Raw genomic sequence first — 14396 nt, forward strand, 5'->3', positions numbered from 1 at the left:
ACCGTCCGGCACCTCTCCTCGCCGGTCCTGACAGCGCGCCGGAGAGCCGGGCGCGGGCCTGCCGCGGACGGAGGGAACGCCGCGTTGCCCCGCCCCTGCGAGAGCCCGAAGCGGGGGAGAGCTGCGCTCTCCGGACGGCGGACGGAACGCAGGCGTGCCGTGAGTAGCTCCGCTCACCGGTTTCGGCTCTGGCACAGCCTTTGTGGTCGCGTTCTAGAGTGGCTCAGTGGACAGCACTTGGTTCGTGGTCGAAGACCCTGAGGCCGACGGCGAGGAGCCCTGGAACTTCGACGCCGACGAGCTCACCTTCATCTCGGCGCTGCAGGGTCGGGCCGCGTCATGGCGTGTGCAGCGGGCTCCCAGTGACGTCGGTCGTCCCGAGGATGATTCGTCACTCCTTGTCCACGTCTCCCTCGTCGACTCCGACCGGTCGATCTCCCTGGGGGAGTGGGCCGTGCACTTCCACGGCACGCACGTACTGGCAGGCAAGGTCCGCGACCAGCTCTTCAACATTGATCGACGACCCGAGCGGGGGTTCTTCCGGGCGACCGGGACGGCACAAGAGCTGGCCGAGCGGTGCGCGCAATGGTTCGAGGCCATCCTGAGCAGGCCGGTCAGCCGCACGGAGTGGCATAACCAAGGCCGGGAGTACGCGACCGCCTGGCACTTCGCGGACAACCTGGAGGGCCTGGTGGGAAGCGGCAACTTCCACGACCGCCACACTCGCTGCGTCCTGCTACGCGGTGCCACACGGCCGCAGGACACCCCCCACTCACCACTGTGTCCCCACGGACCGGATCTCGGTGTCGTTCCCTCAAGAGGGATTGCGGCGTCACAGGCACCAGCACCGCTCTTTGCCACCAAGCGAGACCGCTGGCGCTTCCGCCTGCGCCGCCACAGAAATTGAGCCAGAACTCCGGATTCGACAGCAGTGGGCCACCTCTTTGACGGGTACCCGGCCGAGGCCGCGTTCGATGGTCACCGAGCAGTGGCAGCACCCGGGCAACGGGCTGCGGTACTCGGAGCTGTCGAGGGTCACCAGGAGTTGCATCGGGGTCGTGCAGGTTGCAGTGCATTGCGTGTGGGTCGGTCGTGCCAGGACGCGAATCCGCTGGCGCCAGTTGAGAGGGATGGACAGGTCTCGGCCCGCCCACGGAACTGGCCGACACGTCGGGCCTTCCCGGTCGTGGGTGCAGCCGGGTCGTTGTGCCCCGGTAGGCGGCCAGCTCGGGGAAGAGCGCCTCGACATCGAGCGGGCGCGGAGGCGTGGTCCTCGTCATGGGGGGGCGGCGGTAGACATTCGACAGGTAGCGGGTCAGAGCGGGTGCGGGATGGCCGCCTGCGGCCGCCAGAGCCTCATCGGCGCGAGCGGGAACGCGGAACCCCAGAGCTGGCAGCACATGCTCGCCCAGCTCCCGGTCCTCACGAGTCACCGAAAGCCCATCAGCGACGACCGCAGGCGCCTGGCCGGCAGGGCCTACATCTGGACCCGCGTCACCGAACTACGCGCCGTCTGGACTCGGGAGCGACACAACGTCTTCCACTGGCTCCACAAAGCTGACCACCAGCCCTACCACAGCGCCCTCAAGCCGCTGCTTGAAGGCCACGCAGAGCAACTGGCCAAGGCGATCGACCACCGTCAGTGACGGCATGCACAATGCGTTCATGAGTCACGACTACAGGGCCGGTGACGTGCTGTTGCTGGAGTGCCCGTTCACTGAGACCGCTGTCACCGGGGTCACCCGTTACTACGTGTCCGTGCGGTGCCCGTGGCTGGAAGTGGACCTGCAGGCTGAGAACATCAGGTGGAACGGCCAGAGGGCGCTTCCAACGCCCGCGGCCCGCGAGTGGGAGATCTTCCGAACGAAACCGGCGGAGACCACACTGAAGCCGGGCGATACCTGCCTGGTGGGTATCCCCGCAACCGTGGTGCACGTCCAGGCGGTCCACCGCTTCGATCCGCCACTGGTCACCGGCATGCTGCCCCGGCCCGCGTCCTACCTTGAGGTCCTGCAGCAGGGTGAGACCCATGATCCTTCCCTTGAGGACCAGGGCTACACGATCGATCCGGCCGACGGCGAACCAATACGCATCGAGCTGTTGTTCCGTCCGTACGCCTTCCTCGAACTGGGTGATGAGGTTGCCGACCGGAACGGGCGCGCCTGGCGGTTCGATGCGGCCTGGGACTGGCACCCCTTCGACGGTGAGCAGTCGGGCACTCCGACCTGGCCGCTGAAATTGCTCGTCCGCGATGGTGAGCCGACACCGAAGGAAGCCGAAGAGGTCGCCCAGGCAACAGCGGCCGGCAGTCACGCGGACGAACTGGAGCGGTGGAGCGGACTCACTCGCGCGCGACCAGCCGCCCATCAGCAATAACCTCGCGGGGCTCTACTGGCTGCGCTGCGATAGGACGGTCGAGTGTCCCCTCGCAGCACATCTGGCAGGCCGCGGTCCGGTGACCTGCGTGGGGGCCAGGTCGTTCGAGAATGCCGTAGCCCGGTTTTCTCGAACAACCTGGCTTTCGCGGAAGTCTCGTTCGCGGCCGAGACGGAAACGCTGCCGCCGAAATCGCTGACGGCGTCCGCCGGAGCATGCCGTTCTTTGCGGTCTGTGATGTGGAAGACCCCGAACCCGCCCTCACCGCTCCGGATCTGCACGTGGTGATCTGCTGTGCGATGTGCACCTTTACCTGTACACCGTGCTGAGCTGCACTGTTGATGGGGAGTTGAACCCCCGCGTTGCTCTTCACGCGCCACAGGTGGACCGGAAATCCGCCGGCCCTCGGGGTGTGCACGCCTCCGAAGCAGCTACCTGCTCCACACCGTCCTGACTTGCCGGACTGGTCAGTCCAGCAAGTCGACTTCCCAGTTCGTCCGCTGAATCCGCACATCGACTTCCCGGATCTCCCTGGCGAGGACATCCGCCTGGGTGCGCAGTTCCGCGACTGGAAGCGCGGAGAGCATCATCAGCTCGGATCGCAGTTGCCGACCGTATCCGCGATCGCCCGTACCCGCTGCCGCATCCGCCGCCGCGGTGACCACCGAGTGACGCAACCGCAAGACGTCCCGGCGCGCAAGCGCGTCGGTGAGCGTACCGTCGGGGCCCATCTCCACTGTGGCATTGGTCCGGTTGATACGCCGGATCAGCGTCTCGAGGGTGTCCAGCACCTCACTGGACTCGGCCAACAGCTGAGCTGCATCCTCTGAGGGCGCCTCTCCCTCTTGATACCGTGCGTTGCTGACGACCCGCGCTCGCAACTGCTCCACACGCCGTGTGGCCTCCGCACGTTCCGCCAGTGCCTCGGCAAGCTTCACTGCCCCCACCTCCCGTCATCCTTGAGCTCGCACGAGTATACGAGCGCAAACCAGTGCATACGCACCTGGATTTCGATCCGCCGGAGCCACGGCGTGATCACCCAGGACAGCCGGTTGGCTGAGGAGTCACCTCGTGTGGATGGGGACGGCCAGCCATTCAGATCGACACGAATGAGAATCCGACAGCGCGAACGAGAACGAGTGGGAATCCGACAATTTCGATGCCGATGAGCTGGGCGCGGTAGCAGAACAGGTGCTGGCGTCGCTGTCCGGTCTTGCGATCGGTGATGTCCGGCTGGGCAGGGCGAACGTCCTTCCAGGCATCGATGAGCTCACCGACGATGGGGTCGACCGGCTTGGAGAATGCCGCCGTCGTCTTGTTCGCCGGAATGTGCAGCAGACAGACGTGGTAGGTCTCGCCGTTGTCGGGGTCGGTGGCCTGGTCCCAGCAACCGGCATGCCGCCCTCTAGGTGACGGGCCGCCATACAACAGGTCCGAACCAGGCAGGGTCTCAGAACGGGGGATCTTCCGACCATGGGTGTGTCGTCGGTATAGCGGGCGCTTGGGGGCGGGGCTGCTGAAGGACGGCCAGGGCTTCGCCGATACGGCCGAGGTCGATGAGGTAGCTGGCCATGTCGTGGCTGTTCCTGTGGTCATGTTGCTGAAGGATGGCGATGGCTTCTTCGGTGCGCCCGGCGTCGGCGAGAAGCCGAGCGATGTGTTCCGCCGCGTACCAAGTGGTGCCTTCGGGGTGGGCTCGGGCCCGTTCAACCGCCTCGTCGACCCCGCTGCAGGCGGCGATCAGCGGCAGCCGCATCCAGAACAGCTCCCACTCAACCTCGCCCCCGCACTGGGCGGCGAGGGCGTCGAGGTGGGCCAGGCCATCGGAGGGGCGACCATGGTCGAGACACAGCTCGGACAGGGTGTGGAGAATCCAGTCGTCGCCGTGGCGGGCATCGGCCTGGGCGCGCATCACGGCGATCGCCTCGTCGCCCCGGCCATGCCGGGCCAGGAGCTGCGCGAGCTCGTAGGCCGAGTTCGGGTTCCAGGCCGAGGGTCCGTCGGTCCGCCCGTATGCAGCGATCGCGCCCTCAACGTCGCCACACTCCTCGAGCAGCTCCGCCAGCCGATGTACGGCCTCCTCATGTCCGTCGGTCGCCGCGTAGGCGCGCAGTTCCTCGGTTCGGCCGTGCCGAGCCAGCAGGTCGGCGAGTTGGTCGCGGCTGTTGATCGAAGTGGTCTGACGGTGCCTGAGCAGGGCGACGGCCTCGGCGATGTGGCCCTGGCGCTCGCGGATTGTCGCGAGTAGGCCGATCGCCGTGTCGTTGTCGAGGCCGCGGCAGCACCACGGGCCGTCGCAGCGGTGGTCGGCCCGGATCCGGGCGGCGAGCAGCGCGGCGGCCTCCTCGTCGCGGCCGGCGACGGCGGCCACGTCGACCAGGGCGGTGGCGAGCGCCCAGTCGTCGGCGTGCGGCAGGAGCATGGTGAACGCCTCCGCGGGGCGGCCGTGTCGGGCAAGCAGCCGCGTGTAGGCCTCCAACGCCATCGGGTGCCCGACGGCCATCCGGGCCCGGACGGTCTCGATCGCTTCCTCGATTCGGCCCCAGCCCTCCAGCAGCTCGGCGGTCGCTGCGACGGCCGTCCACCAGCCCGTAGCGGCGTACGGGCCGAGCACCTCCAGTGCGTCGGCCTGTCGGCCCCGCTCGCCCAGCAGCCGCGCCCACACAAGTGCGCAGAACCACTCCCCACGTCCGGCCCACTCCTCCACCACGGCTGCATGGCCGCGGTGGAGCAGCCGGGAGACCAGTTCCGGCGGGATGCAGCCGGACTGCGTCCGGGCCCGATAGTCAAGATCAGCAGAGTCCACGGCCACGCACCATAGCGCCGACCTCTGACATCGCGCCGATACCACTAGCAGTTTCGAATACAGCACGGTTGGAATGACGCTCCCCGCCAGTCGGCGCGTCCACATGGACGGCGAAGGAGCGCGAGGCGTACGCCAACGACCTCGATGACGCCCGCGCGCTGATCGCGGTGTCCGCGGCAAGCAACCGCAGCAAAGCCGACCAGGACCCCAGTACGTGGATGCCGTCCCTTCAGGGGTACCACTGCCAGTACGTCAGCGACTGGGTCGCGACCAAGACCCGCTACCAGCAGGCCATCGACCTGGCCGAGGAAGCCGCGCTCTCCCAGACGCTGGGCCGCTGCCCGAACGTGCCGATCACGGTCGCGCTGGCCCGTTGATGTCCGCTCCGCCAGCTCAAGTCCAGGAGACCGAGCGGCCGCCGCCAGGGCGAGAGCGGCGTCAAGACTGCCGTGATCGAGTGCCTTGGGACCGGCTGAGGCCCGAAGCCCGGGATGGGTGCCTGGGGCAGCGCGCTGCGCCAGGCACCTTGCGTGTGTCACGCCGACAGGGCCGCGGGCCTCCTGCAGGCGTAGCCACGTACATCGGGCAGGATGCAGTGCTGCCGAAACCCCGCACAGCTCCTCTACTCGCAGTAGAGTATGGAGCATGGCAGACGAGACGAGCATCAAGGTGAGCGCGGCCACCCGCGACCGGCTGGCCGCCCTGGCCGCCGATCACAACACCACGATCCGGCAGCTCGTCGAAGAGCTCGCCGAAGGCCGCCCGACCCAGGCCGAATACGCGGAACGCGCTGAACAAGCCCGCGCCGAACTCGCCTCCGTCCTGGGCACGGCACCCAGTGAGCAGGCCGAGGCGAAGGCCCGCGACCTGCTGGAGCGCCTCGGCGGCCGCCAGGACGCGGCAGCCGCGTAGTGGGGCCGATCGCGGTCGTCCTGGACCACACCACCGCCACCGCCCTCCACGACCCCAAAGACCCGCACAACGAGGCCGTCGCCGCGTTCTACGTCCAAGCCTCCGGCGGTCTGGGTACCCTGTACGCCCCAGTCCTGTCCCTCACCGCCGGCGACACCGAACGGCCCGGTCTCCTCGCCTGCATCCACGGGCTGCGGTTCATCACGATCGAGCCTTTCGATACCGAGGCCGCACTGTCCGCCACCGAACTGCTGCACGCCGGGCACTCCTGGGCGGCCGTCCACGCCATCTACGCCGCCCGCCCCTCCGCAGACTTCCCCGCCGGCCGCTTCCTGCTCACTCTCACGCCCGAACAGTACGAAGGCACCGGCGTCCAAGCCGTCCATCCCGACCAGTAGGTGGCAAGACGAGCCTGCCGACGGATGCGGATCATGAGCTGCTGTGCCGGGAGAGCATGGCCCGGTTAGGGCTGGAGCCCCGGCTGCCGCCGCTGCTGGTGAGGCCAGGCTCGCGATCGTGGGCCTGGTCGTGCGATTCAAGGTGAACGGCGCGTTCGTGACCAGCACCGCCGTGCCGGACGGCACGGCGCGGACCACTCAGCGTCGACCTCACGCCGCTCAAAGGGCGACGGGGTCATCCCGCTGTGCGAGCTGCTGGCGCCGATACCCCCATTCGGTAGCACGAGTCGGACAGCCGCGGGCCCGTGCTGGCACGCAGGATGGTGTTCACTCCGCGGATCTCAGGGGCGCGACATGGCATCTCTCTACCGGTTGTGACCCCTCGGGGGGGGCGATGAGGACGCGCACCTGTACGGATACCGGCTCGCCACGGCGCGTTGTGACCCCTCGGAGGGTCGATGAGGACCGGCGTGGTGCTGAAGAACGGCAACTTCAGTGATCGATAGCGAATCCCCTGGGGAGCGGATTTCGCCCTGTCCACGGACAGCAGGCCGTCCGGGATCGCGTTATCAGTTGACGTTGAGGTGTAGGGAAGCGAGTGGCAGCCTTCCGCGCCCGGCTGGAACAGCAGCTCACCGATCAAGGCAAGACGCTCCGAGCCCATCAACTCCAGGCCGCCGAAACGGCGGGCCACCTGCTCCTGCGCGCCCCGACCGGCAGCGGAAAAACCGAAGCAGCGCTGCTATGGGCCGCGCACCAAGTAGAAGCCCTCAGCGCCGAAAGCGGCGGCACACCCCGCGTCTTCTTCACCCTCCCCTACCTCTCCTCCATCAACGCGATGGCCCGGCGCCTTGCCACGACACTCGGCCGACCCCGACACCGTGGGCGTCGCCCACTCCCGCGCCGCCTCCTACCACCTCGCCACCGCGATCACCCCGGAAGATGGCGACGACCACGACTCCCCCTGCCGCGCCGACGCCGCGACCAAAGCCCTCTCCCGGGCAGCGGCCACCAAGCTGTTCCACGAGAGCGTCCGCATCGCCACCCCCTACCAACTCCTGCGCGCGGCCCTGGCCGGACCGGTCCACTCCAGCATCCTCATCGACGCCGCGAACTCCGTCTTCATCCTGGACGAGCTGCACGCCTACGACGCCCGCCGACTCGGCTACATCCTGGCCAGCGCCCAGCTCTGGGAGCGCCTCGGCGGACGGATCGCCGTCCTGTCCGCGACCCTCCCCGCCGTCCTGGCCAGCCTCTTCGAAGACACCCTCGCCCAACCCACCACCCTCCTGGACGCCCCCGACCTCGACCTGCCACCGCGCCACCTCCTGCGCACCCGCGGCCACCACCTCACCGACCCCGACGCCCTGCACGAGATCCGCCAGCGGCTGGACCAGGACGAATCCGTCCTGGTGATCGCCAACAACGTCGCCCATGCCCTGGACCTCTACGAGCAGCTCGCCCCCGCCGTCCGCGCCCGCCACGGCGACGACGCCGCGCTCTTGCTGCACTCACGTTTCCGCGGAACGGACCGCTCCCGAATCGAGAAGAAGATCGCCGCCCGGTTCGGCACCGTCGCACCAGACGCCCAGCACGCCCGTAAACCGGGCCTGTTGGTCGCCACCCAGGTCGTCGAGGTCAGCCTCGAGGTCGACTTCGACACCCTGTTCACCGCAGCAGCCCCGCTGGAGGCACTGCTGCAGCGCTTCGGCCGGATCAACCGCATCGGCGCCCGCCCAGCGGCCGACGTGATCATCCACCACCCTGCCTGGACCACCCGCTGCGGACACCCCGGCCACTACGCCGACGGCATCTACCCACGCGAACCGGTCGAAACCACCTGGCACCTGCTCACCCCCACCAGGACCAGGCCATCGACGAAGCAGACGCCACCCACTGGCTGGACACGGTGTACGCCACCGACTGGGGCCAACGCTGGCGCGAGGAAGTCGTGGAGCGACGCGAAAGCTTCGACAGCGCCTTCCAGCAGTTCCGCTACCCCTTCGAAGACCGCACCACCCTGTCCGAGACCTTCGACGAACTCTTCGACGGCACCGAGGCGATCCTCACCGAGGACCGCGACGCCTACGCCACCGCTCTCACCGAAGCTGGCTCCCACCACCAGGCTGCCGGACGGCTCCTCGCCGACGAGTACCTCATCCCCATGCCGCACTGGGCCGGACCGCCCAGCCGCTACGAGAAACAGCTCAAGGTCCGCGTCATCGACGGCGATTACGCCCCCGACCGCGGCCTGCTCGCTGTCCGCGGACTATCCCAGCAGACCCACCGGGCCGGGGAGGTCCTGTGATCCAGGCGGAGGACATCGGCGGCGTCTCCTGTGACAGGCGGGCCGACCAGTACCCGGCTATCGAAGCCCCACTTTTCAGCGCCACGCCGGGCCGAACTGCACGACCGGAGGCCCGCTGCAAGAGCGTGCTGCGGGTCCGTTGGAGAAGCAGCAGTGACCTGCGGCTTTACCCTGGGGTCCTTATCGACCCTCCGAGGGGTCACAACTCGTCTACGACACCCTTGCCCAACGTAACTCCCGCATGTCCTCATCGGCCCTCCGAGGGGTCACAACCTGTTCGGCGTCGCGGTCTTCGAGATCTACATGCACGTCCTCATCGACCCTGATCAGGTGGGCGCGGAGTGTGGCGGTGGTGGCCTTGGCGTGGAAGGCCGAGGCCAGGGCGCCGGCGGCCCGCAGCAGGTTGTGCGACATGGCCCACAGAGTCAGCCAGGCAGCGTTCACCTGGAAGTTTCCCGAGGGCAGGTGGGCGAGCGCGGAGGACTTTCCGTCCGCGATCGCCTGTTCCGCGACAGCGTGTTGCCGGTGGTGCAGTTCGGCCTGAAGCATGCCGAAGGGGCTGTTGGTGAAGATGGGGTGGTAGCGCCAAGAGTCGAACAACTCGCCCTGCCCGGTGGCTGCTCGCGGGTTCAGGCGTCGCACCCGGCGCACGATCAGACGGGCGGTGACCTGCTCGGCCTTCTTGCGTCCGGTGAACGCGGTGTACTCGATCTCGGCGCCCTCGGCGTCTGGAGACCATCTCGCCGGTGTCGGGATCCACGAACGCCTCGGGGTAGCGGATCGGGACCCAGGCGTCTTCGGTGATGCGGCCGATCGCGGCGGCGATGGAGGGGTTCATGCCCGTGGTCAGGGAGAAGTGGGCACCGGACCTGTGGCAGGCGGCGGCCACATCGGCGGTGTAGAACTTGCTGTCCGCCCGCACCATCCGGATTCCGGTTCCGCCCGCGTCCTTCGCGATGGCCAGGGCCTGGGCGGCGAAGCTTTTCGCGCCGCGGACATCGGCGGACTTGCCGCGGCGCAGGCGGACCGCACCGATCACCGGCCGGGCGAGCGGGGTGGACAGGGTGGCCACGATCGGGTGCAGGGTGCGCTGCCCCTTCAGGCGCCCGTGCTCGGCGCCTTGCTTGGCCCGTCCGTAGACCCGGCGGTGGGTGGGGTCGATATCGATGAACATCAGCTGCCCGGCGCCGGGCAGCTGCGGGGTGTGGATCGCGAGGCGGGCCAGGAACTCCCGGTGCACCCGGTGGAGTTGCCGGTTGTGGCCGTGGGTGAAGGACCGCAGGAAGGTGCCCAGCGTGGACGGGGCGCGTATCCCGGCGAAGGCCCGGTCCATCGCGCCGTGCCGCAGCCGGTCGGCATCATCGATGGAGTCGGCCCCCGAGCACATCGCGCCCAGCAGCGACATCACCTTGGCCGCCGGATGCACGCCGCCGCTGTTGTCGGCCGCCTCGATGCGGACCCGGGCGGCCAGCTCGGGCAGACCGACCCGCTCGGAGAGCGCGACCAGTGGCAACAGCCCCGCATCCGCGATCAGATTCGGCTCATCGAAGAGTGCGGAAACATGGACGGCGGCATGGGAAGATTGCATCTCGGAAGAGCCTTGTCATCTTGCGTGCTGGAAGCCTCAAGAACTCCCATCATCGCAGGTCACAAGGCTCTTCCTCGTTCCCGGAGAAGTTGTCCACAGACGTCAGCCGGTGGATCCGGGCTAAGTGAGTCTGCCCCGGCGGTTGTACGCCGCGTCAGAAGGTGTCGCGCGCAGAGCGCAATCGCCGTGCAGCTTCGGGTGTACTCGTCCGCCGCCGTTCCCGCACCATTGTTGCCCGGCTGGTTCGCGGTGTTCACATCCAATGCTTCATAGCACCTGTCATCGCTGCGGTAACGATGCCCTTGTGCACCTCTGTGTTGACGTGCGCGAACATGAAACCCTCCTTGTTCGACCCGTGCTGACGAATCACGCCCGGTCGAGTGCCCAGGGCAACGCCGACTTGGTTCAGCAATGCTGCTCCCGATGGCACGCTTCAATACGGCACGCACCAGAAGCACTTGGTGGAACGTTCCGTCGAAAATGGTGTACCCCTTAGTTCGTAATCTGAGGAGTCGTTATCAGGACCGTATTTTGGAGACGACAGGCCAGCGCCCACGTACGGACGTGTAGTGCGTGGTACGCCGCGCCCCGGGAACCTACGAGCGGGTTCCCGGGGCCGATGGAGGAAGATCGGGTGTGGAGACCTCAGGCAGGTGGCAGCAGGCGGGCTATGAGGCCGGCGACGAGGGCCGCCCGGCGGGGCATTTCGGCGATGACGGCGTACTCGCCCTCGGCGTGCGGGTGCGCGCCGACCGCGCCGAGGCCGTCGAGGGTGGGGATGCCGATCCCGGCGGTGAAGTTGCCGTCGGACGCGCCTCCGACGCGGACCGCGCGGATGTCCCCGAGACCGAGGTCCCTGGCGGTGACGCGCGCGAGATGCAGCAGGTGTAGGGCCTGGCCTGCCTCCATCGGCGGGCGGTTGGGGCCTCCCTCGACGGTGACCCGGGCGCTGGGCAGCACCGGGGACAGTGCGGCCATCCGGGCGTGCAGGGCGTCCTGTTCGGCGCGGGTGGTGGCGCGGGCGTCGACGTGGAAGTGGGCCTCGGCCGGGACGGTGTTGGTCGTGGTGCCGGCGGCGGCGAGGGTGGGTGTGACGGTGAGTCCGCCGGAGCCGAATGAGGCGACGGTGTGCGCTTGGGCGGCCAGCTCCAGGAGCGCGTTCACGCCCTTCTCGGGTTCCAGGCCGGCGTGCGCGGCCCGCCCCAAGACCCGTACCACATACTGGCTGACGCCCTTGCGGCCGGTCTTGAGTGCACCGTCCGCGCTGGCCTCCAGCACCAGCACTGCCCCAGTACGGGCGGCGGCCTTTTCGATCAGCGGTCGGGAGACCGGTGAGCCGATCTCCTCGTCGGTGGTGAGCAGCATGCCGCAGCCCGCCGGGGAGCCGAGCGACGCCATCGCGTACAGGCCCTGCACGACGCCGGCCTTCATGTCGAAGACGCCGGGGCAGCTGAGGGTGGTCTGGGTGCGCAGCGGCTTCGGCCAGCGGGCCAGGGTGCCGATCGGCCAGACCGTGTCGAGGTGGCCGAGCAGCAGCACGCCACCCGGCGCCGGCTCCCAGTACAGCGCGGGCCGGTCCTGCTCGATGATCCACTCGGGCCTGCGGCTGAGCAGGCGGGTGCCCAGCTCGGCGGTGTGCTCTGCGACCTCGGCCAGTCGGCCGAAATCCTCGGACGGCGACTCCATCAGGCACAGGTCGAGCGTCGCCTGGGCCATCTCCTCGGTGCGGGCGGTCAGTTCGTCGAGGAGGGTCACGGCTTCAGCACCTGCGTGGAGACGGTGAGTTCCGCCAGTACCTCGGGGATCGGGGCGACGCCGATGCCGGGCCCGGTCGGGATTTCGATGCGGCCGTCCTCGGTCATCGTGATCGGCTCGGTCAGGTCCTGCTTGAAGTAGCGGTCGGAGGCCGAGATGTCCGAGGGCAGGGTGAAGTTGGGCAGGCCGCCCAGTGCGAGGTTGGCCGCCCGGCCGATGCCGGTCTCCAGCATGCCGCCGGCCCAGACCGGGATCCCGGCGGCCGCGCAGACGTCGTGCACGCGCCGTGCTTCCAGGTAGCCGCCGACCCGGCCCGGCTTTATGTTGACGATCGTGCAGGCGCCGGTGCGGATGGCCTCGTAGGCGGCCTGGGCCGAGACGACCGACTCGTCGAGGCAGATCGGGGTCTGCACGACGCGGGCGAGCTCGGCGTGGCCGGCCACGTCCTCCTCGTCGAGTGGCTGCTCGATCAGGAGGAGCCCGAACTCGTCGAGGCGCGCGAGGTGGCGGGCGTCGGAGCGGGTGTAGGCGGAGTTGGCGTCCACCTGGAGGAGCACGTCGTCTCCGAAGCGCTCCCGCACCGCGGCGAGCGGCTCGATGTCCCAGCCCGGCTCGATCTTGAGCTTGATCCGCCGGTATCCGGCGTCCAGGTAGCCCGCCACCGCGTCGAGCAGCTCCGGTACGGCGTCGTAGATGCTCACCGACACGCCGGAGTCCACGTGGGTCGCAGTCGCCCCCAGGTGGCGGTTCAGCGGAACTGCGGTGGCCTTCAGTTGGGCGTCGAGCACGGCCGTCTCCACCGCCGCCTTGGCCATTCGGTGCCCGCGTACTGGCTCCAGCAGCGGGGCGACCAGATCGGCGTTGAGCCGGTCGGCGGCGAACAGGCGGGGCAGCAGATGGTCCGCGACAATCCGGTGCGCACTGTCGGTGAACTCGCTGGAGTACAGCGGGTCGGCGATCGCGACGCACTCGGCCCAGCCGTCGGCCTGATCGGTGATCACCCGTACCAGCAGCACATCGCGTTCTGTCTGGGTGCTGAACGAGGTACGAAACGGAGACGCCAGCGGCATGGCGACCCGCCGCAGTTCCACAGCTTCGATGTTCATGTGGTTCATCGGTTCCTCGGGTTCATCAGGTTCATCAGGTTCATCGGGTCGTTCGATCAGGGAGCGGTGAGGACGTATGTGCCGTTCCGGTCGGCTCCTGTCCATCGATAGCCGGACTGCAGCAGCGGCCGCATCGTCTCGCGCAGGGCAAACCGCCAGTCCAGGACAAGGGAGGCGTCATCAGGCAGCAGCACCGGGACGCGTAGCCGTACCTCCTCGCCGGGCCGAGGATCCCTGGCGCGGCGCACCGGTCCTCCCGCCTCGCCGATATCCAGGAGCGGGCTGTCGGGAGGGGCCGGAGCGGNTCGGACGCGGCCGCGGACACCGCCCCCGTAGAGGCCGCCGTCGCAGCCGCCGGTCTTCGCCGACTCGAGGACGCCCTGACGCTCTATCTCACCGCAGTGCGCCCCTCAGCGGTGGCCGTGCGCGGTGACCGTGCCGTGTACGTGCTGGCGGCCTGGCCGAAGCCGTCCAGGGATGAGGTCCTGGCCGCGGCCCGCTCACTGGCCGCGGACTTCGTCTCCCGGTTGCCGGCCGGACCCGGCGGGGGCTGTCTGGCCGCGGTCGCCGGGCCCACCGCCGAGCCCGGTCGTGTGCCCGCCGTCCGGGTCCAGGCCGACGCCGTGCTGCGCGCACTGCGCGGCGCCGGGGACTCGGCGCCCGCCGTGGCCACCCTCGACGACACGGCGCTCCAGGTGCTGCTCGACCACCTCGGTGACATCGCCCAGTCGCTCGGCCTGCCGCCGGCCACCGGCCCGCTGCGCCGCCTCGCCGCGCACGACGGCCCCGACGGCGTCCTCACCGAGACCCTCGCCACCTTCCTGGCCGCGAGGGGCGTGACCGAGGACACCGCTGTACAACTGCGGGTGCACGTCAACACCTTGCGATACCGGCTGCGCCGGATCAGGGAGGTGTCAGGCCTGGACTTCCATGACGCCGACCAGATGCTGCTGGCGCAGCTGCAGCTGCAGCTGCGGCTGCAGCTGCGCAAGACGACGACCTTCTTCCACACAGACGACTAAATGCGAGGCATGACTTCGTACTGAGGCACAAAGGATGCTCCTCGGGTCTCCAGCAGACTCACGAGTCAATCCGCGTGGCCCGCGGTCTGCGCCCCCCGCCTCAGCGGCCGTCGCGCGTTCGAGCC

The 14396-nt window shown here is 68.8% G+C and carries 15 protein-coding genes and 2 pseudogenes; 10 read left to right on the forward strand and 7 right to left on the reverse strand.

From position 1 onward, the window contains the following. The first annotated feature begins 226 nt into the window (after positions 1-226). From U9R90_RS18875 to U9R90_RS18885, 3 genes are all read left to right on the forward strand, one after another. A complete protein-coding gene (locus tag U9R90_RS18875) occupies positions 227-907 on the forward strand; it encodes a hypothetical protein (protein WP_411059840.1) in 681 nt (226 codons plus the stop codon). Positions 908-1331: 424 nt separating this feature from the next. Continuing rightward, positions 1332-1646 carry a hypothetical protein gene (locus U9R90_RS18880; RefSeq protein ID WP_411057824.1) on the forward strand — a complete coding sequence of 105 codons (315 nt, stop codon included), beginning with the start codon at positions 1332-1334 and terminating at the stop codon, positions 1644-1646. A 4-nt stretch (positions 1647-1650) separates the two neighbouring features. Beyond that, positions 1651-2376, forward strand: a complete 726-nt coding sequence (locus tag U9R90_RS18885; protein WP_411057825.1) for a hypothetical protein — start codon at positions 1651-1653, stop codon at positions 2374-2376. Positions 2377-2843: 467 nt separating this feature from the next. Here U9R90_RS18885 and U9R90_RS18890 read toward each other — a convergent pair whose 3' ends face one another. The 3 genes from U9R90_RS18890 to U9R90_RS18900 all read right to left on the reverse strand — a co-directional run bounded on the left by U9R90_RS18890 (position 2844) and on the right by U9R90_RS18900 (position 5182). Then, positions 2844-3314 (reverse strand): DIP1984 family protein, encoded by a 471-nt coding sequence (locus tag U9R90_RS18890; protein ID WP_411057826.1) that lies wholly within the window; start codon positions 3312-3314, stop codon positions 2844-2846. A gap of 157 nt (positions 3315-3471) precedes the next feature. Further along, positions 3472-3804, reverse strand: a complete 333-nt coding sequence (locus U9R90_RS18895; protein ID WP_411057827.1) for a hypothetical protein — start codon at positions 3802-3804, stop codon at positions 3472-3474. A 22-nt stretch (positions 3805-3826) separates the two neighbouring features. Further along, on the reverse strand, positions 3827-5182 hold the full coding sequence (locus U9R90_RS18900) for a tetratricopeptide repeat protein (protein WP_411057828.1): 1356 nt from the start codon (positions 5180-5182) through the stop codon (positions 3827-3829). A 218-nt stretch (positions 5183-5400) separates the two neighbouring features. Here U9R90_RS18900 and U9R90_RS18905 point away from each other — a divergent pair, with 218 nt between their 5' ends. From U9R90_RS18905 to U9R90_RS18930, 6 genes and pseudogenes are all read left to right on the forward strand, one after another. After that, positions 5401-5559 (forward strand): hypothetical protein, encoded by a 159-nt coding sequence (locus U9R90_RS18905; protein WP_411057829.1) that lies wholly within the window; start codon positions 5401-5403, stop codon positions 5557-5559. Between the two features lie 268 nt (positions 5560-5827). After that, positions 5828-6094 (forward strand): hypothetical protein, encoded by a 267-nt coding sequence (locus tag U9R90_RS18910; protein ID WP_411057830.1) that lies wholly within the window; start codon positions 5828-5830, stop codon positions 6092-6094. Continuing rightward, on the forward strand, positions 6094-6492 hold the full coding sequence (locus tag U9R90_RS18915; RefSeq protein ID WP_411057831.1) for a hypothetical protein: 399 nt from the start codon (positions 6094-6096) through the stop codon (positions 6490-6492). The genes U9R90_RS18910 and U9R90_RS18915 overlap by 1 nt, the downstream gene beginning before the upstream one ends. A gap of 598 nt (positions 6493-7090) precedes the next feature. Then, positions 7091-7291 (forward strand): annotated as a pseudogene (locus U9R90_RS18920) (DEAD/DEAH box helicase); the annotation flags it as partial. Between the two features lie 82 nt (positions 7292-7373). Further along, positions 7374-8276 (forward strand): annotated as a pseudogene (gene cas3 / locus U9R90_RS18925) (CRISPR-associated helicase Cas3'); the annotation flags it as partial. 167 nt (positions 8277-8443) lie between these two features. Beyond that, positions 8444-8800 carry a hypothetical protein gene (locus U9R90_RS18930; protein ID WP_411059841.1) on the forward strand — a complete coding sequence of 119 codons (357 nt, stop codon included), beginning with the start codon at positions 8444-8446 and terminating at the stop codon, positions 8798-8800. A 313-nt stretch (positions 8801-9113) separates the two neighbouring features. Here U9R90_RS18930 and U9R90_RS18935 read toward each other — a convergent pair whose 3' ends face one another. From U9R90_RS18935 to U9R90_RS18950, 4 genes are all read right to left on the reverse strand, one after another. Next, entirely contained in the window at positions 9114-10388 is a 1275-nt protein-coding gene (locus U9R90_RS18935) for a transposase (protein ID WP_411057832.1), read from the reverse strand. Between the two features lie 645 nt (positions 10389-11033). Then, positions 11034-12143 carry a M20/M25/M40 family metallo-hydrolase gene (locus U9R90_RS18940; protein WP_411057833.1) on the reverse strand — a complete coding sequence of 370 codons (1110 nt, stop codon included), beginning with the start codon at positions 12141-12143 and terminating at the stop codon, positions 11034-11036. Further along, positions 12140-13249 (reverse strand): o-succinylbenzoate synthase, encoded by a 1110-nt coding sequence (menC, locus tag U9R90_RS18945; protein ID WP_411057834.1) that lies wholly within the window; start codon positions 13247-13249, stop codon positions 12140-12142. Before menC ends, U9R90_RS18940 begins: the two co-directional genes overlap by 4 nt. Before the next feature lie 56 nt (positions 13250-13305). After that, positions 13306-13497, reverse strand: a complete 192-nt coding sequence (locus U9R90_RS18950; RefSeq protein WP_411057835.1) for a hypothetical protein — start codon at positions 13495-13497, stop codon at positions 13306-13308. A 153-nt stretch (positions 13498-13650) separates the two neighbouring features. On the opposite strand from U9R90_RS18950, the gene U9R90_RS18955 reads away from it, so the two are divergent. Continuing rightward, positions 13651-14271, forward strand: a complete 621-nt coding sequence (locus tag U9R90_RS18955) for a PucR family transcriptional regulator (RefSeq protein WP_411057836.1) — start codon at positions 13651-13653, stop codon at positions 14269-14271. Positions 14272-14396 lie beyond the last annotated feature (125 nt).

This window comes from Streptomyces sp. E11-3 (assembly GCF_046540415.1).
Classification (GTDB): Bacteria; Actinomycetota; Actinomycetes; order Streptomycetales; family Streptomycetaceae; genus Streptomyces.

Bases quoted from the DNA above. Each gene is read 5' to 3' on its own strand.
- U9R90_RS18880 (WP_411057824.1), top strand. From the start codon at position 1,332: ATGGCCGCCTGCGGCCGCCAGAGCCTCATCGGCGCGAGCGGGAACGCG.
- U9R90_RS18885 (WP_411057825.1), top strand. From the start codon at position 1,651: ATGCACAATGCGTTCATGAGTCACGACTACAGGGCCGGTGACGTGCTG.
- U9R90_RS18905 (WP_411057829.1), top strand. From the start codon at position 5,401: ATGCCGTCCCTTCAGGGGTACCACTGCCAGTACGTCAGCGACTGGGTC.
- U9R90_RS18910 (WP_411057830.1), top strand. From the start codon at position 5,828: ATGGCAGACGAGACGAGCATCAAGGTGAGCGCGGCCACCCGCGACCGG.
- U9R90_RS18935 (WP_411057832.1), bottom strand. From the start codon at position 10,388: ATGCAATCTTCCCATGCCGCCGTCCATGTTTCCGCACTCTTCGATGAG.
- menC (WP_411057834.1), bottom strand. From the start codon at position 13,249: ATGAACATCGAAGCTGTGGAACTGCGGCGGGTCGCCATGCCGCTGGCG.